The 25,638-nt window shown below is 38.3% G+C and carries 22 protein-coding genes; 5 read left to right on the forward strand and 17 right to left on the reverse strand.

Annotated features, from left to right (window positions below):
- Positions 1-47: 47 nt before the first annotated feature.
- The 6 genes from NYE63_RS17565 to NYE63_RS17590 all read right to left on the reverse strand — a co-directional run bounded on the left by NYE63_RS17565 (position 48) and on the right by NYE63_RS17590 (position 7,342).
- Entirely contained in the window at positions 48-1,241 is a 1,194-nt protein-coding gene (locus tag NYE63_RS17565; protein ID WP_342602086.1) for a M14 family zinc carboxypeptidase, read from the reverse strand.
- Positions 1,242-1,606: 365 nt separating this feature from the next.
- Positions 1,607-2,692: an endospore germination permease gene (locus NYE63_RS17570; RefSeq protein ID WP_342602087.1), complete on the reverse strand. Its 1,086-nt coding sequence runs from the start codon at positions 2,690-2,692 to the stop codon at positions 1,607-1,609.
- Between the two features lie 13 nt (positions 2,693-2,705).
- Entirely contained in the window at positions 2,706-2,939 is a 234-nt protein-coding gene (locus NYE63_RS17575; RefSeq protein ID WP_063590757.1) for a hypothetical protein, read from the reverse strand.
- A gap of 6 nt (positions 2,940-2,945) precedes the next feature.
- Positions 2,946-4,133 carry a Ger(x)C family spore germination protein gene (locus NYE63_RS17580; RefSeq protein ID WP_342602088.1) on the reverse strand — a complete coding sequence of 396 codons (1,188 nt, stop codon included), beginning with the start codon at positions 4,131-4,133 and terminating at the stop codon, positions 2,946-2,948.
- Between the two features lie 25 nt (positions 4,134-4,158).
- Entirely contained in the window at positions 4,159-5,658 is a 1,500-nt protein-coding gene (locus NYE63_RS17585) for a spore germination protein (RefSeq protein ID WP_342605814.1), read from the reverse strand.
- 1,330 nt (positions 5,659-6,988) lie between these two features.
- On the reverse strand, positions 6,989-7,342 hold the full coding sequence (locus NYE63_RS17590) for a GNAT family N-acetyltransferase (RefSeq protein WP_342602089.1): 354 nt from the start codon (positions 7,340-7,342) through the stop codon (positions 6,989-6,991).
- Positions 7,343-8,524: 1,182 nt separating this feature from the next.
- Here NYE63_RS17590 and NYE63_RS17595 point away from each other — a divergent pair.
- From NYE63_RS17595 to NYE63_RS17610, 4 genes are all read left to right on the forward strand, one after another.
- Positions 8,525-8,884 (forward strand): GerAB/ArcD/ProY family transporter, encoded by a 360-nt coding sequence (locus tag NYE63_RS17595; RefSeq protein ID WP_342602090.1) that lies wholly within the window; start codon positions 8,525-8,527, stop codon positions 8,882-8,884.
- On the forward strand, positions 8,863-9,639 hold the full coding sequence (locus tag NYE63_RS17600) for an endospore germination permease (RefSeq protein ID WP_342602091.1): 777 nt from the start codon (positions 8,863-8,865) through the stop codon (positions 9,637-9,639). Before NYE63_RS17595 ends, NYE63_RS17600 begins: the two co-directional genes overlap by 22 nt.
- 116 nt (positions 9,640-9,755) lie before the next feature.
- Positions 9,756-10,331, forward strand: coding sequence for a membrane-spanning protein (locus NYE63_RS17605; RefSeq protein ID WP_342602092.1), 576 nt, complete (start codon positions 9,756-9,758; stop codon positions 10,329-10,331).
- 20 nt (positions 10,332-10,351) lie between these two features.
- Complete coding sequence (locus NYE63_RS17610; RefSeq protein WP_342602093.1) at positions 10,352-10,927, forward strand: hypothetical protein; 576 nt, start codon at positions 10,352-10,354, stop codon at positions 10,925-10,927.
- An 87-nt stretch (positions 10,928-11,014) separates the two neighbouring features.
- Here NYE63_RS17610 and NYE63_RS17615 read toward each other — a convergent pair whose 3' ends face one another.
- Together NYE63_RS17615 and NYE63_RS17620 are read right to left on the reverse strand one after the other, a co-directional pair.
- Positions 11,015-11,485 carry a hypothetical protein gene (locus tag NYE63_RS17615; RefSeq protein ID WP_342602094.1) on the reverse strand — a complete coding sequence of 157 codons (471 nt, stop codon included), beginning with the start codon at positions 11,483-11,485 and terminating at the stop codon, positions 11,015-11,017.
- Positions 11,475-11,855: a hypothetical protein gene (locus NYE63_RS17620; protein ID WP_342602095.1), complete on the reverse strand. Its 381-nt coding sequence runs from the start codon at positions 11,853-11,855 to the stop codon at positions 11,475-11,477. Before NYE63_RS17620 ends, NYE63_RS17615 begins: the two co-directional genes overlap by 11 nt.
- Positions 11,856-12,375: 520 nt before the next feature.
- Between NYE63_RS17620 and NYE63_RS17625 the strand changes: the two genes are divergently transcribed.
- Positions 12,376-12,822, forward strand: a complete 447-nt coding sequence (locus NYE63_RS17625) for a DUF5392 family protein (RefSeq protein WP_342602096.1) — start codon at positions 12,376-12,378, stop codon at positions 12,820-12,822.
- Between the two features lie 187 nt (positions 12,823-13,009).
- Here NYE63_RS17625 and NYE63_RS17630 read toward each other — a convergent pair whose 3' ends face one another.
- The 9 genes from NYE63_RS17630 to NYE63_RS17670 form a co-directional block, all read right to left on the reverse strand.
- The gene (locus NYE63_RS17630) at positions 13,010-14,041 is read right to left on the reverse strand and encodes an SRPBCC family protein (protein ID WP_342602097.1); all 1,032 of its coding nucleotides are present in this window, start codon (positions 14,039-14,041) and stop codon (positions 13,010-13,012) included.
- Between the two features lie 66 nt (positions 14,042-14,107).
- Entirely contained in the window at positions 14,108-15,550 is a 1,443-nt protein-coding gene (locus tag NYE63_RS17635) for an aldehyde dehydrogenase family protein (RefSeq protein WP_342602098.1), read from the reverse strand.
- Between the two features lie 132 nt (positions 15,551-15,682).
- The gene (locus tag NYE63_RS17640) at positions 15,683-17,113 is read right to left on the reverse strand and encodes an amino acid permease (RefSeq protein ID WP_342602099.1); all 1,431 of its coding nucleotides are present in this window, start codon (positions 17,111-17,113) and stop codon (positions 15,683-15,685) included.
- 58 nt (positions 17,114-17,171) lie between these two features.
- Entirely contained in the window at positions 17,172-18,353 is a 1,182-nt protein-coding gene (locus tag NYE63_RS17645) for a Glu/Leu/Phe/Val dehydrogenase dimerization domain-containing protein (RefSeq protein ID WP_342602100.1), read from the reverse strand.
- An 80-nt stretch (positions 18,354-18,433) separates the two neighbouring features.
- The gene (locus tag NYE63_RS17650) at positions 18,434-20,098 is read right to left on the reverse strand and encodes a thiamine pyrophosphate-dependent enzyme (protein WP_342602101.1); all 1,665 of its coding nucleotides are present in this window, start codon (positions 20,096-20,098) and stop codon (positions 18,434-18,436) included.
- Between the two features lie 65 nt (positions 20,099-20,163).
- Positions 20,164-21,660: a sodium:solute symporter family protein gene (locus tag NYE63_RS17655; RefSeq protein WP_342602102.1), complete on the reverse strand. Its 1,497-nt coding sequence runs from the start codon at positions 21,658-21,660 to the stop codon at positions 20,164-20,166.
- The gene (locus NYE63_RS17660) at positions 21,660-21,851 is read right to left on the reverse strand and encodes a DUF3311 domain-containing protein (protein ID WP_342602103.1); all 192 of its coding nucleotides are present in this window, start codon (positions 21,849-21,851) and stop codon (positions 21,660-21,662) included. Before NYE63_RS17660 ends, NYE63_RS17655 begins: the two co-directional genes overlap by 1 nt.
- An 86-nt stretch (positions 21,852-21,937) precedes the next feature.
- Complete coding sequence (locus NYE63_RS17665; RefSeq protein WP_342602104.1) at positions 21,938-22,900, reverse strand: hydroxyacid dehydrogenase; 963 nt, start codon at positions 22,898-22,900, stop codon at positions 21,938-21,940.
- 200 nt (positions 22,901-23,100) lie between these two features.
- Entirely contained in the window at positions 23,101-25,035 is a 1,935-nt protein-coding gene (locus tag NYE63_RS17670) for a sigma 54-interacting transcriptional regulator (protein WP_342602105.1), read from the reverse strand.
- Positions 25,036-25,638 lie beyond the last annotated feature (603 nt).

The following is a 25,638-nucleotide window of genomic DNA, read 5'->3' on the forward strand; positions in this document are numbered from 1 at the left end:
TTCAATCTCAACTGGAAGTTGATAAAAATATCATTTCTTCTCAATTTTTATTGCCTGCCCTCCGTCAGTGGAATTGACTCGTATTGTTCCGGATTGATTTTATATACAGAACCATCAGTAACTCCATCAATTATTCCATATAACCCTCTTTCCACTGCTTTAATAAGCATGCCTTTTTTCTTTTGGCCAAAAGACTGTGTTTGGCCTCTAACTTCAAAGAGTACTGTCCCACTTCCGTTTAAAGCAAAGGCTCCTAAAGCCGTTCCAGGAAGGTTTTGATTTTGTGGATATAACGATATATTTCCATATGGAGAATTTCCTTGTTCTTTCATAGCATTATATACCGCTACATTCAATTGTCTGGAAAAATCATAATTATAGTTTTTTGCATATTTGGCATACTCTTGTCCTGAAGGCGAGCTTGGATCAGGAACAAATTGAGCGGAAAGCGAGTATGTGACTAAATCATCCGTTCCATCAACTTCATAATAGGGAGCTTGGTGGTGCAAGTCGACAAAAATCTCCACCTTTCCGTATTGCTTCAGGAGAGACTTGTAAACATCACGTGATGCTTGTGATTCAGGTGTTATGAACCAACCAGGGGTGGATGATTTTCCAGGGAAGTCTTTAGCTTGAGGAATATAATTTAAATCAGGATTAAAGTCACGATTGACATCGAAGCCAGGTTTGGACTCATAATCGAATGATTCATTTTTGTATGTATAATAGTTCCAAGATGGTTTCGCTCCTGCTAACTGTGGAAACTGTTCCACGACCTCTGACCAGGTCATATCATTACCCCGACGGTTCAATTCAGCACCATCCGGATTCATTTTCGGCAAAGCCACTAGGGTAATTTCTTTACGAATTTTCTCCGCTTCAGGAGAATTCGTCCCCAAAAACTTCAAAATATTCAAGATGGCATCCGTACCAGTTTTCTCATTTCCATGAATCTCACTTTGAATTAAAACGACTTTGTCACCTGTTCCCACGGTTGCTTTATAGATTTCTCTATTTCTATTAGAATATCCAGCTACATCCACTTTTACTTTACCTTGGCTATTACTCGCAATTTGTTCTAGCTTTTTCCCTAGTTCAGCATGATCTGTAAAACCTGAAACCGAATAAGTTTGTTGAATGGGTGTTCCTGGGGATGTTTCATTCGCTGCAAATGTTGGTGCCGCAATACTCGCCGATAAAACGGCAACTCCTAGAGCTGAAACAAGTTTCCTGTTTTTCATATTACAACAATCACTCCCTTAAAATATTTTTCTATCTCATTATACAAAACGGCAAAGTAGAAATATGCTGGAATTTGATGTCGTATTATGACTTTTTATGATTCGGGCATCCGCTTTATCTATAAGATGGGTGCTACACTCCCTTATTCAGATCGTAAATATATGCTTTTTGAAAAGTGCCGATTTTTCCATGCAAAAAGATCCGCGACATGTGTATCACGGATAGTTCCCGGAAGTAAAAATGTAAAAAGTTAGGCTGTGATTCCGCCATGTGGTCGCTAATCCTTTCCCTTTTGGGATTAATTCTGTAAGCCGCATCCAGAGCAACATCCACATGAAAATATCTAATGTGATGCAAGTTGTCCCTACCTTCCCCTAATTTTCCCGACCACTAATAATAACAATGGCAGAAAAAAACAAATTGTTAAGGAAAAGGGTGTCCAAGCTATAGCTATAAAGTTTTGATAATGTACTATATCGGGATGAGAAAAGATAGTAAAAGTGAGAATTAGAAAAGCTAATGGGAATAGAAGAATTTTGTAATTTTGCATACCTAGCAATTGAGCTAGTCCTAAGGCGAGTCCATAAAAGCAAATGGTCAACTTAAAATACTCTGTAAAAACCCAAATGAATGCCACAATGACCTCGACCCTTTCAAAAAAATCACCAATGCTTATCCTCATCCCCAGTTTATAAGAAGGATAGATTAATCTTGCTGTATTAGCAGGATCCAATACGAGGATACTGAAAATGATCACTAAGAAAAGAACACCGCCACCTATTAAAGTCCCTAAATAAAAATTTTTCTTCATTTCAGCCTTTTCATTTACATATGGAGTGATCATTAAAAAGAAAACAAGCTGAACATAAGGCAGAGCTAAAGAGTGATATGATCCCTTCATTATCGGTTTCAAGCCTTCTTCAAATATAGGTTGCATATTTTCGATTTTGATATCGGGGATAAGAAATACGAATAATATGAAAAGCAGCAGTACAAGCCAAGGAAAAAAGATTAATGCAGTTCGGCAGATGACCTCCAATCCTAGCCGTGCACCAAATAAGCTTGTTAATATAAACAAGATCATTATCATTTCCATAGGTGTCTCAACCAGAACCTGTGACGAAAAGAAATTCCCAATTTCACTTAGTAACGCAGAAGAAAGGTAATAAATATATAACAGGAATAGCAGGGCAGAGATTTTCCCAATCCATTTGCCAAATATTTTTTCATTAACTTCTATATAAGTCATGGATGGGTAAAGTGAGGCGAGTCGGGTAAATAAGAAAACGAAACATAAACCGATGAGAGTAGCTAATATATAGGCAATCCAGCCATCCTGTTTTGCTAATGAGACAAGTCCGGAAGGTAAAGTAAGTATCGCTCCTCCTATGTTGAATATGATGACTAAAATAAGAAATTCACCAGAGCTGATTTTTCCTTTTTCAAGCATATTCGATACCTCCCTAGGATAGGATACGATCCATGAAATGAGCGAGTGGACTATATATTTTTGTTATCCAATCTATAGGAGTGGGAATGGTAATATCCTTGATTATTAAAATGCTCAACGTCATGCCAATTAAAAGCAATAAAATAAAAATGACAATTTCTTTCCAGCATTTCTTTTTAATAAGAGGAGGTATTTCAAAAAATGAAATAATAGCTCCAGTACACACTGTTCCAATAATTGCCCACATTGATCTTTACTCCTCGATTTCTTTTTGAAAGGATTCTGATATCGTTCCTAAATTACGAATCTTTGCTTTAACGGTTACATTCACGTCCAAATTTGCGAATTCCCGTTCCCAATTTTCTTCTAAACGTTTCCATGCTCTAGGATTAGTTCTATGGATTTCATCACCAAAACCGAAAATGTCACTTTGATACTTCTCTTGAAGCGTTTTTATCGATCCTTCTATTTTAGCTTTAATATCTTTTGCGTATCTTTCATTCAATTCTTCGATTTTTTCGGGTTTAGTTAAATCGATTGAGCATTCTACTTCACCAATACTCCCTTCTGTCGTGACATTTATATCAATTTTGGGATTTCCTTTTTCCATTTTCCCCTTGATTTTCGTTTTTGAACTAGTCGTGTTGATCGTAATTTGCTCACCTTCACATGGAATATTTACCGCAGTAGACTTAACATGATCTGTAATGTAACTAACACCTTTACTGTCGTTCCTGTTTAACCAGCCGACAAGTTTATCCTTCTTGAATACTCCAAGATAATCCAAACGCAAACCGGATTTCGGGGAGATATTTTGTGCATTCGTAACATTGCTTCCTGATTCGGGATCACCATAAACGTAAATCCCCGTTAGCATGGCCTGTCTGCCTTTGCTGACGATACTGCTGACCAGCTCATCCAAAGTGACTGTCCTAGTCGGTGCCCATCTTTTCTCTGAATTTTCCAAGGAGTCAAAGACTTTATTTGCCGGTATTTTTTCAAGAGCCGTTTGCACATTAAGCGTATCATAAGCAGTTGAACCCTTAGCAACGGTCATATAGAAATCGGAACGCAACTCCTTTAGCCGGGAAAGGAAATCCAGAGGTTTTGCAATTCCTTCCCTGGCCATTTCCTCACCAAAGACAACTTCGCGAAGATGTGCTACATATAACCTCCTTGGTACATCAGTTGATAGGCTTCTAAGGGCTTCAAAAATGGTTTTACCACTCTTCCTGAAGGTTACAACTTCCGTGCGACCAGACCTGGCATCACCTGCCAGCTCACTCGAATTCAGAACTTGGACGGTTACCAGATACCCATCTTCTGTTTTATCAATTCCCATGGCAGTAACGATGGCTAGTTCATTCAACTCAATGCTGCTCCAACAGCCCGATAAACAAATTATAGGTAACATTAAAAATACCTTTAGCATTTTTTTCATCTTGAACCCTCATAATCTCATCATTTTATCTAGGTGGTTTCGGAGAACTTACATCTCCTCTGTCTGTATCATTTTTACTGATCAAACGAGGCCGCTTTAATAATGACCAGTGTGGCAATCGGATGATATTGTCTTTTTGATCTTGTAAAATGAATGGTGCATTTGGAGCTAAATATGGTAATCCAAAAGATCGCAAGCTATTTAAATGTAGGACCATCACGATCAGCCCCAAAATGATCCCGTATAATCCAAATGTAGCGGCAAGGATCATAAACAAGAATCTAAGCATCCGAAAAGCCATTGCCATACTATTGGCTGGGAACACAAAGCTGCAGATGGCTGTTAAGGACACAATGATAACCATTGTTGCTGAAACGAACCCTGCTTCGACAGCAGCCTGCCCAATAACTAATGCACCTACGATGGAAATGGATGAACCGATTGCCCTAGGCATCCTCACACCGGCCTCACGCAAGATTTCAAACACTACCTCCATTATCATCGCTTCTACAAAAGCTGGAAAAGGAACACCCTCTCGTTGTGAGGCTAGACTTATGAGTAAAGGTGTAGGAAGCATTTCTTGATGAAAGGTTGAGACTGCTACATAAAGGGACGGTGTAAGCAAAGCAAGGAAAAAGGATAAATACCGTAATACCCGAATTAATGTTGCAATGTCTGCCCGTTGATAATAGTCTTCACTGGACTGGAAAAAATGTACCATAAGTGCTGGAACGATAAGGACAAACGGCGTTCCGTCAACTAGGATTGCAATCCTTCCTTCTAAAATGGCAGCGGCTACCGCATCAGGACGTTCCGTATTATAAACGGTTGGAAATGGAGTGTATACTTCATCCTGAATAAGCTCTTCAATGTAACCACTCTCAAGAATCGCATCTATATTGATTCGATTTAACCGGCATTGCAATTCTGAAACCGTTTTATCATTTGCAACACCTTTTAGATACATGATCGCAACGTCTGTTTGCGTTCTTTCACCAATCTGTTTTGTTTCTAGCCATAGGTTAGGATCTTTTATTCTCCGTCGTATTAAAGCAGTATTTGTTCGTAGCGTTTCAGTGAACCCATCCTTCGGTCCTCTAACTACTGTTTGGGAGGAAGGTTCCTGAACTCCGCGATCGACCCAATCTCTTGACCCGAGTGCTATTCCTTTTGGGGAGCCGTCCATCAATAACATCGTATCTCCCGATAAAACATGGTTAAAAAGCTTTTGAAAATCAGTTATTTCCACTATTCCACCTATAGGAAGAGTATGTGATTTTATCATTTTAAAACAGTCAGAGGGATTAAGGACCGCTACGTCCAAGTCCGAGTTCCGAATTTCAACCATCAAAGTGTCGAGGATGAAATCTTGGATGGAAGTTGAATCAGTTAATCCATCGGTGTAAACGATGCCTAATTTAATTTGCCCATTTTTACCTGCTTGAAAATCCCTTATAACTAAGTCTGAACTATTTCCTAACGTTTTCTTAATATGGTCTAAATTAAAATGAAGGTCAGAAGATATAAGTTTTGTTTGATGTTTCTTTGAGTCTTTACTTCGGTTTTGGGCTTGTTCTGGATTTTGGGCTTGATTTTTAGATTTGCTGGAGTTTGAATTTCCGCTTTGATTTAGGTCTTCATGTTGGTTTTTATTTTTCACTGATTGTTTATCTTCAATTAACTTCCTCAATGGGATAGGAACTCGAGATTTCAATGCTAACCCCCTCATAACCAAAAGCCTGTTAAAATTATGTTTTCACCTTGGCTGCAATTATATCCATCTAAGTAAAATAAATTGCAATTCATTGTGGACTTGATAATCTTTATCAAAATCCTACTTTTTTGTGTTCAACAAACACGCTCTTTTCTTGAAGATCGATAATTTAATTAAAGGATGCTGAAGGTTGTTCGGATATTAACCCTTCTGAACCTAGACTTTCTACAAAATTAAATCACGGTAGTTATTAACCACTTCCCGCCATCTCTGCAAACTCGGAAGCAATTTGTCTTATGGAATCAGATCAGTAGGTATAATTCGATATTAAAAAAGGATTTTCTTTTACCCTCTGCCTTTTGGGCTTTTTTTCCTTTTTATTGTGGTGTAAGTAAAACTTTTAAAAAAATCCGAAGGGCGAGTAATACAGTTTATATTAGGTGTTTTTGATGAATAGCTGATTTTCTATATTTTCGGAAAGAATATCAATCCCCCTTCAATAGATTGCCTCCTATCATGAATATGGCAAAAATAATCCACCTCAAGACTTTCCTTTTCACTTAAGGTAATTTGGTCTGGTAATTGTCTTTTATTAATCTCCAATTTTCTTCCTTTGGCGACTGTTCCTCATCTAATCGTTTAAAGGCGTCTTGAAGCATAATCTCAATCAAATTTAAGTTATGTTTCAAAATATCCTATGAGTAAATGCATAGATTGCCAATATTCGCATAATCTATTATCATTTTTGAGAGCAACGACTTCAATTTTTTCTTGTTGGACTATAGTTGGATGGGTTAGGGGCACAAAAAAGAGAAATGAAGAAAAACTCTGCAGAGATTTCTCTCCACAGAGTTTCTATGAGCTTTCAACTAATTTTCGGATGGCAGGGTACCTTCCCTTTGAATATGTGGATAGAATTTACTTCCTTAAACTTGTTCAGATGTTTGTTCCATTCCAAGTTTATTCATACCTGGTTTTTCCAACCTTAACTTCATAGTTGTTGTTTTATCGTAATTTTTCCCACACTCTAGAAGTCGTAAAATTTCATTGCTGGAACATATGTACGAAAAAAGAGCTGCACCCAATAGATACCATCCGCTTCCTAAAAAAATTGTACATCTATTGTGTCAAGGCGCCTAATTCAAGATTCCAATGTAATATATTCAGCTCCATGTTCTTTTGCCCAATTATTTATATAACTGAGCAGACTATATCCAAGGCCACTAGGACGATGATTTACATCAGTAACCAAATCTTGTACATAAACATAGCGTTCATTATATGAATCTTCACGCCAGCTAATACCTGCTAATGCTACGATGCTTGTATCATGATATAAAGCAAATAACTGTTTACCCTCCTTACGCATGTCATTTAATAATTCTAGATATACCTTTAGAGTCAAATCAGAACGTAACTGACTCAATATAGGATAAGCCTGTAAGTATTGATGTTCGACCGTTAACTCTACTATATTTTCCACTGGTATTTTCATACTAATATTCTCCTAACCTTTATAAGTTTAATTGCTTCGCCTTCCCTTTATAAATCCATATTCATTTTCTGACATATAAATCTATCCAATATGCAGTTTCCTATTCTCTTCCTTTCTCCATATTTAGATATACCAATAAATTATATGCAAGAGTCATGCCATACCAAAGGAAATATGCAACTTATAATAATAGTAGCAATTAATATGCTTAAAAAATTATTACTAACATTTGTACCAATGATGCACCTTTTCCTTAATTGACAAAACGAGGCAGTTTAATCAGAAAATCTCACCAAATATACATCGACTAGGAAAATCGCAAAGGACCGTATCAGTAAGTACAAGGAGGATTTGATGAAAAATTTAGCGACAGTTAAAACACTAATTTCACTTGGACAAGAATTAGATGATTGATAGGAGAAGCTACATAAAGGAAATGAGGAAATGGTTTATCCAAACCCTAAAAGTGCCTTTATTCTAACTGTGGAATATTCTCTATTATTCGGATGGTTTAAGAAAATAGGGACAAGTAATATTTTCTTCTATACATGCAATGTTTTGTCTTGCGAATTTATTCATCAATCAATACCACTCGTTTATTGAGTAGAAAAATTATCTAACTGTATATATTCATGACAATTGCATGAACAGTTTGTCGCGGATTTGAGAACTGCGCCAAACACACTTTAGATTTCTCCAATAATATTTTTTTAGAAGCTATAAAACAGTGTAAAAGGATAAGATTTAGCTACTTTAAGGAAGTTTTCTATCATGACAAAAAACAATCAACAGCAAAAAATGGTCTGTCATTAAAAAGAAAACACGCGTACATCATACATATCGGAGTGCTACACTTCCTTCAAATACAGTTTGTTTATTTCGATTTTGATTCTGGAAAAAGAAACAAGAATAATATGAAAAGCAGCACTAAATAATTTGTAATGCAATTCATTGTTTTACTTTTAAAGTGATTTCACGATATATTTTTATACCTTTACCAATGGAATCGGTTCTAATGAATATCTTAGAATTTTCAGGAAAAGGCAAGAAAAATTGAGACCAAATGAAACGGGGATGGATTGTTGAAGAAAGGCAATTAATTTCTGTCTGAATAACTTTTACATGAATAGCGAAAAATAAGAAGTATTAAGAAGGAAGGAACAAACAAAAAGGTGAATAATAATGCCTGGTAGTTTCAAAATTTCATCACATCAATTGATGATTTTAATCCTTTTGTATTCGGTAGGAACCGTTATTTTACATACTCCTTCTCCTTTAGTTAGTTTTGCAAAGCAGGATGCGTGGCTTGCTGCATTACTTGGGACAGGTATCGCATTAATTTTTGTATGGTTTTACATCAGGGTTGGAAATTTATATCCTGATCTCGCTTTAGATCAAATAAATGAAAAGGTTTTCGGTAAGTTAATCGGAAAGATGATCAATCTCACATTTTTTTCTGGTCATTTTCCACTGCTGCCGAGACAACTTATTATGTGGGGAATTTCATTGAAACTTTTTGGATGCCGGATACTCCACTTGTAGCATTAAATATATTGTTAGCTGCAGTAGTGACCTTTACAGTTCGCCTTGGTATTGAAACTTTTACACGCACGTTGGAAATATTCTTCATACCCGTATTAATTTTACTGACCATTTATTTGGTTTCCATCATTCCTCAAGCAAATATCCAAAATATTCAGCCAGTATTTGAAAATGGAGCAAAACCTATTATAAGGGCGACACTTTTTTACGTCAGCGTGTTCACGCTGTCTCCTGTTATGTTTTTAATGATTTTCCCTTCAAAAGTCAATGAAAGTAAAAAAGGGGGAAAAGCCTTTTATATTGGAACATTGCTCGGAGGAATCATTTTAATTCTTGTTATCATGCTGGATATCTTGGTTCTTGGACCCGATACCACCGCAAGAAATATCGCTCCAAGTTATACGATGGCAAAAAAAATAAATGTAGGGAATTTCCTAATGCGGATTGAAGCTCTAATTGCTACGATTTGGATCTTTACAACCTATACCAGGACGGTGATGTATTTTTATGTATCAGTTGTTGTATTTTCAAACATATTCAATATAAAAGATTATCGTCCATTTACTACAGCATTAGGGATGATAATGGTTTTTTTTTCATTGATTGTTTTTCCGACGGTCCCATTATCCGGGGAATTCAATAAAAATATATGGTTATTCTATGCATCAACTTATGGTCTGGTCATGCCTTTTTTATTGTTTATCACGGCTAAATTTAAAAACATCATTAAAAAGCACCATGTTAGCCAACAATGATAATAATAATGTGAGTTGGAGAATTAAAAAAGAACATCATAAAAATACCCCAAAAATTCAATTTTGCCGGCATCTGGCTGAATTGGATTTGATCGTAATGAATATTTACGAATGAGGTGAGTATATTGAAACATAAAATAATCATTATTTTTAGTCTGGTTTTTATAGCATTCATGACTGGTTTATTCATCTTTTACCTCATAAAGGATGATTCTTCCCGATGGATGGTAGCTCTTGGGGGAATATTGGTAAGTGCCTTGCCCATTTCATTACTGTTTGTAAAAAATAATCCCTTTAATATTCCAACCATAATCGGTTATTATGTTTTTGTTTTCTGTACCACATTTTTAGGGTCTATCGCAAATTTTTATGTTGATTTTAAATGGTGGGACTCTGGCCTTCACTTCTACAAAGGTATTTTCGTGGGTTTTGTTGGGATTGCTCTTTATAAACTATACATCCCTCAAAAAGCGAGAAAAGATGTTTCAAGGTTTGTCATCTTTCTTTTTGTTCTCTCACTTTCAGTCATTGCCACTGTTCTTTGGGAAATATATGAGTTCGCAGGAGATCTCACTTTTACTCATACGATGCAGCGAGGCGGTAATAAAGATACCATGTACGATATAATTTTCGGTTTTACCGGCGGCATAATTATCTCCCTTTATTCTAGTGTACAAAATTTAAAATTATGATGATTTGTTGAGGTAATCATATGAATCGTAAGCTAGTTATTTCATTAAGTTTAGTGTATGTACTTTTCATGGCAGCTTTATCTATTTTTTACTATACAGCCGATGAAACTTTCAAATCACTGGTTTCGATCGGCGGTGTGGTATGTGGGGCAGTTCCACTTTTATTGGCCCTTTTTACCAAGCTTCAATTCAATCTGCCAATTATCATTTCCTATTTAATCTTCTTATTCGCTTCACAATTTTTAGGATCTATTTTAGGTTGGTATGGACTGGGATGGTGGGACACATTCTTACATTTACTAAGCGGTTCCCTTCTTGCTTTTACGGGAATTGCTTTATATGAACGATTGGTATACAGAAATGCAGGCAAAGAGATATCCCCTTGGTTTGTCTTTTTGTTTACCCTCTCTTTCTCAGCACTTGGTGGTGTCATATGGGAGATCTACGAATTTAGTTCTGATCAATTATTCGGAATGACACTACAAGGCGGGGGAAATACAGATACAATGATAGATTTAATCGCGGATACTATTGGAGGACTTATCATTGCAGTGTGGGCTGGAGTGCGGACAAAGATTAAGGTCAAGAAAACATGAAAAAACCCTTGGTTTAATCATAGCTAACCATTTCTTAGAAGGGTATAAAAAACGACCATCATATCTAATGAATGGTCGTTTTTATGTTCATTTAAATATGATGGAAATTATTTTTTCCGTCGTCATCGCACTATCTACCACATATGTTCCAGGACGCAATCCGTTGGCCTTGCCTTTCTTTTCAACCGCATCATAAAATTCATAGGCATTTTTTATGACTTTAGCCTTTTGTAGGGTTTTACCCACATCGATGCTTGTCGAGCCTTTAGACACAGTTAGAACAGTACGGTATATGATTTTTTCTGTTGGTTCTTTTACCGTTTCTTTTTCCGCTTCCGCTTTATCTTTAACCGACTGTGCTTCAGCAACCTGATCTTTCCATTCTTTTTCGGAATGTATGACATACCCTTCTGAAGCCAGAGACTCTTTCATTTCATCTTCTGATAGCTTCTCCGAGGTGCCGGTCGCTTCACCTGGACCAAAGAAGTACACTGCACCGCATATGCCTGCTGCAACAACAAGGCCTCCGGCAAAGCTGCGCATGGATTTAGATGTCATTGGCCACATTTCTCCTTTCATTCTTCGTTTTTATGTAAGGAGTAAGCATGCTTTCAATTTCATCTTCCGACTGTTTTGTCTTCAGTGCGATGCTTTCAAATGAATAGCCTCGCTTATGTAGGTCGAGTACTTCACGCAACAAGTTCCGCTTTTCGGAAGACATTGCAAGAATGCCTGCCTCTTGCACCGTAATTTCAGCATCTATCTCGATGTTCCTGATTTTTTCCTGTAATACATTCATTTCATCCCCAAATGTGATAGCAACCTGTTCCAATTGACTGTCAACTTTTGCAGAATCCTTTTTAATAAACGATAAAATGAACAGTAATACTGCTGCACCAAACAAAATGATCAAAGCCCATTCCATCATTCTATGTCCCTCCTTAATCTTTGAATCTAATATCTCGCTTTCTAATTATATATTGATTTGTTCCAAAACTCGATTTAAAAGGATTTAAAAGAACAAAATACCACAATAGTCACGTATTTATGACAAAAAAAGGCGCGGGATGGCTGTCCATAAATATTAATAATGAAAAAGTGGGTAACACAATTCCATTTAAGGACCATTTTACCATAACCTATTCATCATTTATACCATTGTTAGTATATTAAGGCAAATGATCTTTATTTGCCTCCACTCATACTGCAAGAACGCTTTCTAATTGGGTTAGTTCAACATATATAACTGGGCATTCCATTCATCAAACACATGCGTCACTGCTTTTACTTTTCCCTTAAAAGAGTTCAAGGGGTATATTAAATGACAAACACGTTTCCAAACTATAAGATATATATTATTAGGTCTCTTTTCCTGTTTCATTGAATAGGTACGATTTTCCCAGTGCCATATACTTATTGAGTGCATGCAAGATAATAAGGAGGAAACAATGAATATCAAAATAAATAATATACCGGGATTCATGCAAGCCGAACTCGAACAACTTCAATCAACAATTTCCCCCTTGTTGAAGAAAAATATGAAATACGGTTTTTTTTCGACGGTGATGATAGGCTTTTCCATCATTAATCTTTTTTTTCTTTTATTTAAGAACGACTCTTTAGCCATCTCGAAAATCGCACTTGGAATCTATGCATTGGTGGGAGCTGTAGGGTTTGCCTTATTAAAAGAAAACAAACACAACCAAAGAGAAATAGTGAAAATGAGTCAAAAATATATGTTGGAGAGAATCAAAAAAAGCGGCTATTTAACAGATGCCAGAAAAAGTAACTACGTTATAAGAGTAAATGAGCATCCGCTTACTGCCATGAATGTTTTTTTTGAGTTTCTTGCTGAAGAACAACAATGGAAGAACAAATCCTCACACCTGGAATAAATAAAAGGCAGTTCGCAAATTTCATAACTTTATCGGTCGTCCAAAAAAGTCATCACAAATAAAACAACTCAACCAGTATGCTCCGGTAAACTACCGAATCATACTGGTTGGTTGCTTTCACTATTAAATTTACAAATTCTCTATGAACGTTTCTTTTTTATGTGCATTCCAATTGGCAGCACAGTAGTTAGTTCTGGAGGTTCTTATCAATAAGTTCATGAAAATAAACTGCAGCATGTTCAGTTGGAGAAAAGATACCATTTGTAAATGCCTCGGAACTTAATCCTTTTTGCAATTTTTCCACCAGTTCAAAATCTTCCTGCCGTACTTGATCAACAAATTTAAAATATTCTTCTTTTTCTATCGTTGTTTTTTCATCGAGGGAGTAATCACGATAAATACCTAACGACGTCTCAGCATCAACAGGAATTACTTGAATGGTATTCACATTCCCATCTCCTGGATATACGTTAATCATCATATTTGGCCAAACCCAATAAAAACGCGCTTGGTCACCTTCAGCATTCTTGCTCGCTGCCATATATTGATAGGTGAATTTGTCGTGTGTCGTTGTGCAAAAGTTCGATATATCAAAAGATTTTGCAAAGCCAGGATGGGCAATGGAACAATGGTCACATTCAAGGTAGTTGTCAACAACAGCTTTCCAATTAGCTTTAACTTCACGCCGGGTTTCCCTAACTAGTTTCAGTGAATCAAAGAAGGGATACTCTTTCATTTTCTCTAAAAATTCCTGATAGGCTTCTGCCATAGAAGGTGCATTTTTGTCTAGATTGACAAAAATCATAGCATTCTGAACTTCTAAGCGAATGGATTTCATGCAGCTGTGCATCCCCAGTTCGTTCGTTTTAAAATTAGGAGCTCTATATACACTTCCGTCTAATTTGAACGTCCATCCATGGTATCCGCATTGTAAAATTTTTTTATTTCCTTGATCGGAGTTTTCTACTTTCATTCCGCGATGAGGGCAAATATTGTAGAAAGCACGCAGTTCACCATCTGTACCGTGAGAAACGATAATAGGCTCTCCGGCGATATCTAATGTGATGAAATCGCCTACTTTTTCAACTTGGCTTGCATGCCCAACTAATATCCAATTTCTCCTGAAAATCTTTTTGCTTTCTTCATTGAATACCTCTGGATCTACATAACGTGAATAAGGTAGTGTAGGGCTGAACTGTACATTTTCTTTAGTGGACATAATGAAAATCCCTCCTGATAATTATCTGATTTTTCCCCTAAACCGCTTCGTGCAATTTTTTTCTAGTTATACCCGATCCATATAGACTGTCTTGACTTCTGTATAGAATTCAACGGCACTCTTCCCTTGTTCACGGCTGCCTGCACTTGAATTTTTACATCCGCCAAATGGCATTTGCGGTTCAGTTCCTGCTGTTTCCGAATTGACATGGACAAGACCCACTTCGACATCTTCAATAAACCTTTGAGCCGCCGTTAAATTATTCGTGCATATTGCTGCGCTCAATCCATATTCGGTATCATTCGCCATCTTAACTGCTTCCTCATAATTTCCTGCCTTAAACAAGGCGATGACTGGTCCAAAGATTTCTTCACGTGCAATGCGGGCATGCTGAGCAACATTTTCAAAGATAGCCGGTCGTACATAATAACCGTTCGCCAATTCCTCTTCTGCCGGAATCTCTCCTCCACACAAAAGCGTAGCTTCCGATTTCCCCGTATCGATCATTTCAAGCACTCCATCGCGTTGTGATTTGGATACAGCGGGACCGATATATGTTTCTTCGTTGAGCGGGTCGCCCACTTTTAATTCTTTCGTACGAGCGACAAGACGATCACGGAATGCTTCATATATTCCTTCTTCAACAATCACCCTGCTAGTGGCTGTGCATTTTTGCCCAGTGGACTTAAAGGCTCCTCCTACAGCAATTTCCACTGCTTTTTCTAGATCAGCATCAGCTAGTACGACAAGCGGGTTTTTCCCTCCCATTTCCACTTGCACTTTCTTCCCATGTTCAATCGCTTGTTTTTGAATTTGCTTACCTACTTGATTCGAACCAGTAAAAGATATAGCCTTCACATCAGGATGTTCCACTAATACAGCACCAATGACGGAACCCCTTCCGAATACACAATTAAGGACACCAGGCGGAAGACCCGCTTCATCAAATGCTTTTATCACATGATAGACCGACTTAGGTGTAAGATCAGCCGGTTTAATCACGACTGTATTCCCGTAAATCAAGGCAGGCGCCAATTTCCACACAGGGATGGCAATTGGAAAGTTCCATGGTGTAATCAACCCCACCGGTCCTAACGGAGTACGAGTTGTGTACAAAAATGTATTGGCATTCGCTGAAGGAATTACTTCCCCGAGTGGCTGTCGGGATTCAGCAGCATAATATTCAAGAATGCTGGCAGCTCGATTGGCTTCCCCCATCCCTTCCAGAAATGTTTTTCCTTCTTCCTTTATCAAATCCCGCCCTACTTCCTGCATATTCTTTTTTAAAATATCAGCGGCTTTCTGCAAGTATGAAGCCCTTTGCTGAAACGATAGTTTTTTCCAAGCAGGAAATGAATTTTTTGCGGCAGCCACTGCATCATGTAAATCAGCCGCCGCGCTAGATGGAAATTCCCCTAAATTTTCTCCATTATGGGGACTAAGATTTTCCTTATACTCCCCTGTAGTGGGTTCTTGCCATTTTCCGTTAATATAATTTAAGTAACGCATAATATTTCCTCCGTATTCTATTTTTCTACATTTAAATTATAGTTTTTCTTATAACTGGAACTTCTAAATGGATCCTTCAACGATCCCTGCATCTCGAACGTTTTCTTTTGTCTGACATATTAAGTATAATCCCTATTGAACAAAATCATTTGGCGGTTCATTCGATAATGCCGGAACCTCTATTTTCCTTCTCGTATATCTAAAATAGTAAAATATATAGCTAGCAACGACGAAACCTAAACCCCAATACAACGAAGTGCGCTGTGTCGGATCATATGCGGTGAACACGAAAATGCCAAAACACATAAGTATGCAGAGAATCGGGACAAACGGGAAGAAAGGTACTCTAAACTTCAGATCTTCAACCTTTCCGCCTGCTCTGATATACTGTTTACGGAATCTATACTGTGCGAAAGCAATCGCCATCCAAGTAAGCACCCCTCCAACCCCGCTTATGGAAAGTAGCACAACAAATAACGTTTCTTCCGCTACTACACTAGTAAGTAGAGACAGCAAGGCAAAGACCATGGTGACGAGTAAGGCATTAAACGGTACACCGCGCCTATTGAGCTTTCCAAATGCAGAATGCGCCATACCATTTTGGGAAAGGGAGAAAAGGATCCTTGTACAAGCAAACAGACCCGTGTTCCCAACAGAGAGTACCGCAGTCAAAATTACAAAATTCATAATGTCAGCTGCATAAGGAATGCCTACCATTTCAAACACGGTAACAAATGGGCTTTCCAGTACCCCGACTTCTTGCCACGGAACGATAGCCGATAGAACAAAGATTGCTAGTACATAGAAAAGCAGCACACGTATTACGATGTTTCGAATCGCCCTCGGAATGCTTTGTTGCGGGTTTTCCGTCTCTCCTGCTGCAACACCCATGATTTCTGATCCCTGGAATGCGTATACGACTGTCATCATCGATATAAACACACCCGTGAATCCTGTAGGGAATAGTCCATCACCTATAAAATTGGAAAAGAACGGGGCAGGTTGTGCATCCTCCATATGAATCAATCCAAACATCGCTGCCGCACCGATAATTATGAATAGAATAACGGCAAGTACTTTAATCCCGGAGAACCAATACTCTGTCTCTGCGAAACTTCTCGTTGTTAATGCATTTATAGTGAATAAAAGTACCGTAAATATCACACACCATATCCATACTGGTATATCGGGAAACCATCTAGTCATGAGCAAACCGGCCGCTACAAATTCCAAGCCTACGTAAAGAGCCCAGCTCAGCCAGTAAATCCAGCCAATGACAAAACCAGTGGCGGGTCCAATAAATTTCGTTGCATGGACCTGAAAAGAACCGGACACCGGCATCACTACCGACAATTCACCGAGACAAATCATCGCCAAGTACATTAATAAGCCACCGACCAAATAGGCAACAATCGCTCCTGAGGGTCCAGCTTCACCGATTGCATATCCTGATCCCAGGAAAAGACCTGTTCCAATCACCCCGCCTAAGGAGAGCATGAATAAATGTCTACTCTTCATTGAACGCTGTAATTCTTTTGGCTGACTTTCATGTTCTGTTTGCATGAATTCCTCCCCCGTTTCTGATCGATAAACTGCTAAACACTTTTATGATTAACACAAGTTAACGAGTGTTCCCCGATAACGCTTCGGAAGGCTCTGCATATTCTGGCAAGTCGCTGATTGTCGGTTTAAATATTTCATAAGCGACTTCTCTTTGATATTTATTTTGGTTTTTAGCTTGTGTAAACAAGTGATACGTATTTTTCCTGCATAGTTTTTCAATATCATCAACGACAGCTTGTGGATTTGGTTTAACTAGTCCGAAAATAACCACATCATAAAATCTTATCGCCCCCAGGTTTGCAACGAAATCATTGACAACATCAATTCCCCTTTGTTTTATGATTTCGTCTCCCTCAGAAGAAAGGGGAATGTTTGCCGCCTCCACAATCAAGCTCGCTTTTACATTTTTAGCATTAGATCTGTGGATGACATCCTCCAGTGCGGACGGAATTAAAATGTCGCAATCTATGTCGAGCCATTCCGTGTTTGGCCTTACATCATAATGCGGTTCAAAAAAGGCTTTATCCATTTCTCCGTACATATTCTTATGATCAATAAGCTTTTGGACATCTAATCCTTCTTCACACGTTACCAAAAGAGCTGCATCGGAAATTCCCACAACTTTATAACCTAACTGGGACATTTTCAATGCGCAGCTTGCTCCTACACAGCCGAATCCTTGAATGACAACTCTCGCTTCACCTTTTCCGCTTTTAAATTTCCATGCCTCATCTGCGGAAAATGCCACACCATAACCAGTTACGACATCGTTTAATAACAACCCGTCGATTTTTGTCGTCAATAGTTCATCGAAGTCTTTTATCCCTTGCAGAACATTCGGATTCTGCTTCATTGATTTCGTTAGAGGGATATCAATACCAAATTCATTAAATATTTTGAGCACATCTTCATATTTGGTACCTAAATCACTTCCTAAAGATACCCCTATATCTATATAAGGCATCATTGCAATCAGAAATCTTCTTAACACTGCATATGCGTCTGGCGCTTTATAATCATAGGCAATACCCGCTTTACAACCGCCAGTCGTCTCAGACTCACAGGCTACATACTTATATGCCATAGCCTCGGCCAACCTTTCGACCTCTTCTCTTGTAACCGTTGGGTGCATTCTTGTACCGCCGCCTGTGTATCCTTTTACAAAGTTATGGACGACCAGCCAGCCTTTAGCATCTGTTTCCGTATCATTCCATTCCAAAACTAAATATGGTTTTAACAACAATGAAACCTCCTTTAAATATCTTTATTGGTTGCTGCTAACCTCCAATGCAAACAATACCAAAACAGTCATGCTGGCAATTAATTGTTTGACACTAGCTTTTCGTGTACTTCCTTCTTGTCTTGGCCTACAGATAGAATGTTTGGATTGACTGCAACTTCGATTACTGCCGGTAGCCCAGAAGTAATCGCCCTTTGCAGCGCTGGCGCAAAATCACTATTTTTTTCAACCTTTTCACCATGCGCTCCAAATAAGCGGGCCAATTTGGCAAAATCAGGATTAGACAAGTCAGTTCCAACCACTCGTTTTGGAAAATGCTTTTCTTGATGTGCACGAATTGTTCCGTAAATATTGTTGTTTACAACAATTGATATGGTCGGAATTTTATACCGTACAGCTGTTTCAATCTCTTGGAGAGTCATCATGAAGCCGCCATCGCCTGAAATTGAAACAACATGTTTGTGAGGCTGCGCCAGCTTTGCCCCAATCGCAGCAGGCAGTCCATATCCCATAGCACCCGACGTTGGTCCCACGTAAGTGTTTTCTTGTTCAAAACGGTAATATCTGGATAGCCATCCGAAAAAGTTGCCAGCATCATTTGTAATGATGGTATCCTTCGGCAGACAGACGGCAAGATCATGCATCAATCCGTCCATATCAACGAAATCTTCTGTGTAGTCCGCCTTTGGTTCAGAAAATTCCATATATTTATCGTGCAATTCTTTCAAATGATCTTCGCTTGAAATAAAAGATTCTGATTCTGGCGCTTGCAGAGCTTGTTCCAAGAAGCTCTTGGCATCTGCCTCAATGGCAAGAGAAGGAGCATATACTTTACCAAAAATATCCGGACAAATATCCACATGGATCAGCTTGGAATTTTTAGAAAGCAAGGTGTAATCTTGTGTTCCTACTTGAGAGAATCGTGTCCCTATTGCCAAAACTACATCTGCATCCCGGATTGCATCAAGTAAATATTTAGGTGTCCCAAACCCAAGCCAACCTGCATAGCAAGGATGTAAGTTCGGAAATGCGTCAAATCGACGGAAAGCTGTAACGACAGGAAGTTTCATTGCCTCTACAAATTGTACAAGCAACCTGTAGGCCTTAGCATGAATCACACCTCCACCAGCAATCAATACGGGGCGCTCCGCGTTTCGTATCATATCCATCGCCTGCTTCACATCTTCCATATGGGGTCGAGGAGGAAGCGAGCGATAAGAAGGATTTATGTTCAACTCTCCCTCATCTTCTAACATGTCATGCGGCAAAGCCACTAATACAGGCCCCGGACGCCCCGATCGCGCAATATGGAAAGCCCGTTGCAATAATTCCGGGATTCTTTCCACACGATCGATCTCTACCGTCCATTTACATAAATGACTGAAAAAACCCGTCAAGTTCACTTCCTGGAATGCCTCCTTTTCTTTAAAAGGGCGTTCGACTTGGCCAATAAGCGCAACCAATGGGGTTGAATCTTGAGCTGCAGTATGAATGCCGATAGCTAAGTTTGTAGCACCCACTCCACGCGTTGCCATACAAACTCCTACCTCTCCTGAAGCCTTGGCATACCCTTCCGCCATAAAAGAGGCACCTCCTTCATGCCTGGCGGAAATAAGTTCTATTTCAGGATGTTGATATAGTGCATCCATTACACTAAGATAACTTTCACCTGGTACACAAAAAGCTTTTTTTACCCCTTCTTTAGCCATTACTTCTACGACTGCTCTTCCTCCACTGACTTTCATAATCAAGCCTCCCGCTTTCAAGTACGTGTTTTTGTTCTAGTAATTTATGATTATATTAATATTGATCATTTAACAAGTTTTTCTATTCCTGAAGCTTGTTTATTATCTTCTTCCATCCCAATTGAAGTTTTTCTTGTAACGGCACTCACTCCCAGAGTTACTGCAATGTTGATGAATAATACAGCTAACCCTACATCAAGATCTTGTATTACTTGCGGTAGTGATGGAAATAATGTAGCAAGTGTCGTACCTGAAGTAGTCGAGTATATGACAATTAGAATTCCAACTATCATTCCGGCAAAAGCTCCTTGAACGGTGACAGGATTCTTTTTCCACAGACTGAAAAATAGCGCTGGGAACAACTGTGCCATGAAGCTATATGCCATAAGATACAACGTAAAAATTGACTCCCCGCCATTAAACGTAAAATATAGAGTCACTATAGAAATGACAGGTACTAACATCCTGCTCAGTCTTTGAAGCTGTTCATCTGATGTATTCGGCTTCCACACTTTATATACATTCTTTGAAAGTATTGTGGCAGTAGCCGTCAACACGAGTGAACTAGGTATAAGGGCGGCCATCGCGCCTGATGCTCCAATAACTCCAACAAACCAGGGATCAAATGACATCTTCGCCAGTTTAAATAAGGCCAAGTCTGCTTCTGCCCCCTGTAAATTCGGAACTTGGAGAATCGCAGAAAAACCAATAAATAACGAAAAAATGATGATTACTTGATAAATTGGCATAACCCCAGCATTCCAACGAAGTGATTTTGGACTTTTTGCAGAGAATACTCCCGCCAACATATGAGGAAACATATAGAATGCCAGTGCTGTCATGATCGTAGCTGAAATAAACCAAGAGATACTCAAACCTTGTTCCGGGAAAATTAAAAAACCTTGTTTTGCCGTATCGATTGCTTCAAACATCGGCTGTAAACCACCGTAATAATGAAGTGGAAAATAAATCCCCATAAAGACGACAACAGTCAGAATCATGATATCTTTAATGACCGCAGTCCACGCTACTCCATGCATCCCTGAAGCAGTTACATAAATTGTGATCGCAATGACACTTACAACTATAGCCACATTTGGCGAAATGGACCCATAGGAGGCTTCCGATACGATAATTCCTAACCCTTTTAACTGCATGATCAGATATGGAATAATTGAAATGACACTAATTACCGCCACAAGAATTCCTAAAGCCGGACTATTGTACTTTTTATCATAAAAATCAGATTGAGATATGACATTATTTTTTTTTGCATATCTCCAAATAGGCGGCAACAGCCAATAGGCGATTACAAAATAGAAGCAATTGAAAGCGTATAAGGCAGGAGGCATACCTGATCTATAAGCTCCGCCGCTTGCCCCCAAAAACGTATATGTCGTAAACATTTCACCTGCTATCAAGAAGAAGAGCAAAAAGCTGCCGAAACCTCTTCCGCCTATTGCCCATTGTTCCAAACTCATATTTTTACCTTTTCGAGCTTGAAGCCCTAACCAAATACACAGAACCAGAAAGAAAAGGATAACAAGCAGGGCTTCATTCATCAGTCTTCTTCCTCCTCGGTTACAGGATCAAGTTTATTGGCAATTATTAAAAACACTGATGTAAGACAAACCCATAATATGGCCCAAAAAAGAACAAATGGCATCCCTAAAACATAAGGTTCAACCCGATTGATAACCACAAGCGAGCCAAGTGCCGGTATTGCACTTATCACATAGATTATTTTCTTCATTTGTTCACCATCCTTATCAACAAATGCCAAACTTGAACCATCAAATCCTTCGTTTTCTGAAAAAACAGATAATTTTTTCTGTATTATTACATTGACAACCCTTTAGTTAAGGGCTCATTTACAGCCCAATTCGGTTGCAGGCCTGTAAGAACTTGTTCCACTTGCATTGCTGCATGTACAGCCATGCGTATCGAGCCTTCCTTCGTCAATGCCGCATTATGAGGACTGACTATCACATTGTCCAATTTAAAAAGGGGATTCCATTTATCAGGAGGCTCAACTTCAAATACGTCTATTCCAGCGCCGGCAATCTGGCCCGCTTGCAAAGCATTTACTAGATCACTTTCCTTCACTACACCGCCCCTGGAAGCGTTTACAAAATAGGAAGAAGATTTCATCCAGGAAAACTCACGGCTTCCTATTATCCCTTTTGTTGTTTTCGTTAACGGCAGATGCAGGCTAATAACATCAGAGTTTCTTAATACCCATTCTAAATCTGTTGCTATCTCCAACTCCGAATTCGTTCTGGCTGTAACATAGGGATCGTAGCCAAGCACTTTCATATCGAAGCCTTGGAAAGCCTTTTTTGCCAGTATTCTACCGATTCTCCCCAGTCCGATAATCCCCAAAGTCTTGCCTTCCAAGTCCATGCCAAAAAGTTGATTACGAATAGCAAAATTCCCGCTGCGCAGCTCTTTATCAGCCAAGCTTAAATTTTTGGACAATGATAAAATTAATGCCATTACATGTTCAGCTACAGAATTCGCATTTGCCTCTGGTGTATTTGTTACATAAATGCCACGCGCTGTAGCAGCTTCAATATCAATATTGTCCAAACCCACCCCGTACTTGGCAATTACTTTGAGGTTTTCAGCTGCTTGAATAACTTCTTTATTTATTACAGCCGTTGATCTCGTTAGTACTGCATCACAACCCTTGATTTCTTCCATAAGAATTTCTTGCGACAGATCAGACCCTACTTTAATCTTAAAGCCTTTTTCTACTAAATAACTTTTCCCCTCTTTCTCAATATCTTGAGGAATATACACTAAATGACTCACCTGCACACCAACCTTTCATATTAACCTTGAAGGAAAAATCTTTCCTATTGCATTGTTATATATACAATTATTGTGCCAACATAAAAAACATCAGTTTATTCAAGAAAGAAGCCAATTAGTTCTTATATTAAGACATAAATAAAGTTTAACAAATTGTTTCAAAATGAATTAATTAGTTTCATTACGTTTCAATTTGTTTCAATATTCAAGTCTTTCATCTTTCTCCATAAAGTCGTGCGACTCATCCCTAACTCAAAGGCAGCTTTTCCTTTATTAAAATTAACCTTAATTAACATTTGAACGATTCTCTCACGCTCGGATAAATGCATTCCAGGTGACATATCCATCTCTTCGTTTTGTTTCGACAGCTGTATTTTCTTTTTACTTCTATTGGGAAAATACATTTCAATATCGTACACATCAATTAACTTGTCTTTATAAAGAGCGCATAATCGCTCACAAAAATTTTGCAATTGGCGAATATTTCCCTCCCAATTCTCTTCGCTCAGCTTTTTCATGGCAGTATCCGTGATCTTAATTTGCTTTTGATCCGAATGAGCTTTCTGAATAAAAGCATTCACCAATAACGGAATATCTTCTCTACGTTCCCGAAGTGGAGGCAATACAAGGTCCAGTACACTCAAGCGATAATACAGATCCTCCCGAAAGTCATTACTTTTCACCATTTGCATGAGGTCTTTGTTCGTTGCCGACACAATTCTCACATCAACCGGAATTACTTTATCATCACCGATGCGCATGATTTCCCGCTCTTGGAGGACACGTAGCAGCCGGCTTTGCATTTTTGGGGAGATTTCCCCTATTTCATCTAAAAAAATCGTACCTCTATGAGCCAGTTCAAAAAATCCTTGCTTTCCGCCTTTCATGGCTCCCGTGAAAGCTCCTTCTGCATATCCAAAAAGCTCACTTTCCAATAAATTTTCGGGAAGGGCCGCGCAATTAATGGCTACAAACGGGTTATTTTTCCGGTTGCTATGATTATGTATGCTTTGGGCAAATATTTCCTTGCCCGTTCCAGTTTCTCCAATTATAAGAATGTTTGAATCTACTTCACTATAACGTTGTGCTGTTTCAATCGTCTTCTTAATTTCGGTACTTCGATACAATATATTATCAAATGTGTACTTAGCCACATGTCCACGTGAATGAAGTTTTCTAAAGAACTTCCCTTCCATCTCTTGAATGCGTGTAACATCTTGAAAGGCGACCATATCCCCCACTTTTTTACCTTTTAAAAATATCCCAACTTTTTTTACCGATAATTGAATCGATTGGTAAGCAACGGTATCTTTTTCGTATTCATCTTCGCTTAAAAGCATATTACGAAATTTCCCGGGCTTAATTATATCGTATATTGAATTTCCAATTAAGCTCCCCTTGGAAATGGATAATATCTCCTGAGCCGCCGTATTAAATACAGATATTTGTCCTTTTAAATCTATAGCAATAACCCCTTCATAGGCATAATTAAGAATCGTCTGGTAACGCTTAGTCTTCTCCTGTTCCCTTCTGCTGACAAGAGCTACTCTTTTCGCCTCAATCAACGCCTGCCGAAATGATTCCTTTCCAGTGTCAACCAGAATGGCTCCCAACCCTATCTCTTCAGCATATTTACAAGTACTTAAACCACTTAACACAACCTCACAGCCATCGCTGGCTGCCAAATCCACTAAACTGACTGAGGACTCGATATCATTTAATATATAGGACTGAATCGGCAAATCAACAATATCCGAAAGGTTTTCCACGCCATAAATCATGTTTAATGCTCCTATAACGGCCACTTTTTTACTGCCAAAACGTGCCTTGCAATCATACAGGGAACGAATGAGGTCAATACCTTGTACAGGTATATCAACGATAGGAATGAATTCATTGCTTTCTTTTAATAGTTTCGTAATTAATCCCCTTGAAATGATTACATCAGCATCCAGCTTCAACTTCCCAATCTTATCGGCATCCTCAACTACCTCCTCTAAAACAAACTTCACTGAACCGTTATCATTGTTGTCCGATTCCTCCAACTTGTTGAATTCCTCAAATCTTTCAAAAGCATCCGTAATATATCCTTTTCGAGGAACAACGAGTTTTATTTTTATCAATACACCCACCTCCAACGTAAAGTCATTTTGGTTTATTGGATATAAGCTCAATCAACCTGTTATTCTAGCCCTAAATACAAGGACTTGGTATAATCGAGTAAGCTAAGAATGCCGCAAAGGTTTTCATTCAAAACCGTAATAAGAAAAGCAATGTGAGACTTCTAAAATCGTATTTCTGCATTTTATTTAGCTATTAGATATTTCACTTTATAAAATGACTTTGAAAAATAAAAAACCCTTTATCGTGGGTTTTTTCATCATAAGAATTTCGATTGGTATGTAATATGGATATTCAGGTTATGACATTAAAGCTTGCTTTTCTTTAATAGCATACGCTTTTTAACATTAACATCAGTATAATGATTCTTAAGGTGAAAATCATCAAAAAAAAATCCTCTTTAATTTCTTAAAGTGGCATCGTCATCTACTTTTTCCCATAATTCCCCTTCCTTTCTCGGTAATAGGACTATATTCCTTTAATTCTTCATACAAATGTGGAATTCCTTTTGATTTTATAGTTACTGACAATAAAATTAGTCTACAAACATATTAACCCCGTTCAAGAAATCCTGAACGGGGTTTATCAATAAATATTTATTTTGA

Origin of the sequence: Peribacillus sp. FSL E2-0159 (genome assembly GCF_038643155.1) — a bacterium.
Classification (GTDB): domain Bacteria; phylum Bacillota; class Bacilli; order Bacillales; family DSM-1321; genus Peribacillus; species Peribacillus simplex.

Bases quoted from the DNA above. Each gene is read 5' to 3' on its own strand.
- NYE63_RS17600 (WP_342602091.1), top strand. From the start codon at position 8,863: ATGCCGGATACTCCACTTGTAGCATTAAATATATTGTTAGCTGCAGTA.
- NYE63_RS17590 (WP_342602089.1), bottom strand. From the start codon at position 7,342: ATGAAAATACCAGTGGAAAATATAGTAGAGTTAACGGTCGAACATCAA.
- NYE63_RS17575 (WP_063590757.1), bottom strand. From the start codon at position 2,939: ATGTGGGCAATTATTGGAACAGTGTGTACTGGAGCTATTATTTCATTT.
- NYE63_RS17660 (WP_342602103.1), bottom strand. From the start codon at position 21,851: ATGAAGAAAATAATCTATGTGATAAGTGCAATACCGGCACTTGGCTCG.
- NYE63_RS17635 (WP_342602098.1), bottom strand. From the start codon at position 15,550: ATGCGTTACTTAAATTATATTAACGGAAAATGGCAAGAACCCACTACA.
- NYE63_RS17595 (WP_342602090.1), top strand. From the start codon at position 8,525: ATGCCTGGTAGTTTCAAAATTTCATCACATCAATTGATGATTTTAATC.
- NYE63_RS17580 (WP_342602088.1), bottom strand. From the start codon at position 4,133: ATGAAAAAAATGCTAAAGGTATTTTTAATGTTACCTATAATTTGTTTA.
- NYE63_RS17650 (WP_342602101.1), bottom strand. From the start codon at position 20,098: ATGAAAGTCAGTGGAGGAAGAGCAGTCGTAGAAGTAATGGCTAAAGAA.
- NYE63_RS17625 (WP_342602096.1), top strand. From the start codon at position 12,376: ATGAATATCAAAATAAATAATATACCGGGATTCATGCAAGCCGAACTC.
- NYE63_RS17570 (WP_342602087.1), bottom strand. From the start codon at position 2,692: ATGCTTGAAAAAGGAAAAATCAGCTCTGGTGAATTTCTTATTTTAGTC.
- NYE63_RS17620 (WP_342602095.1), bottom strand. From the start codon at position 11,855: ATGATGGAATGGGCTTTGATCATTTTGTTTGGTGCAGCAGTATTACTG.
- NYE63_RS17640 (WP_342602099.1), bottom strand. From the start codon at position 17,113: ATGCAAACAGAACATGAAAGTCAGCCAAAAGAATTACAGCGTTCAATG.
- NYE63_RS17630 (WP_342602097.1), bottom strand. From the start codon at position 14,041: ATGTCCACTAAAGAAAATGTACAGTTCAGCCCTACACTACCTTATTCA.
- NYE63_RS17655 (WP_342602102.1), bottom strand. From the start codon at position 21,660: ATGAATGAAGCCCTGCTTGTTATCCTTTTCTTTCTGGTTCTGTGTATT.
- NYE63_RS17610 (WP_342602093.1), top strand. From the start codon at position 10,352: ATGAATCGTAAGCTAGTTATTTCATTAAGTTTAGTGTATGTACTTTTC.
- NYE63_RS17615 (WP_342602094.1), bottom strand. From the start codon at position 11,485: ATGACATCTAAATCCATGCGCAGCTTTGCCGGAGGCCTTGTTGTTGCA.
- NYE63_RS17565 (WP_342602086.1), bottom strand. From the start codon at position 1,241: ATGAAAAACAGGAAACTTGTTTCAGCTCTAGGAGTTGCCGTTTTATCG.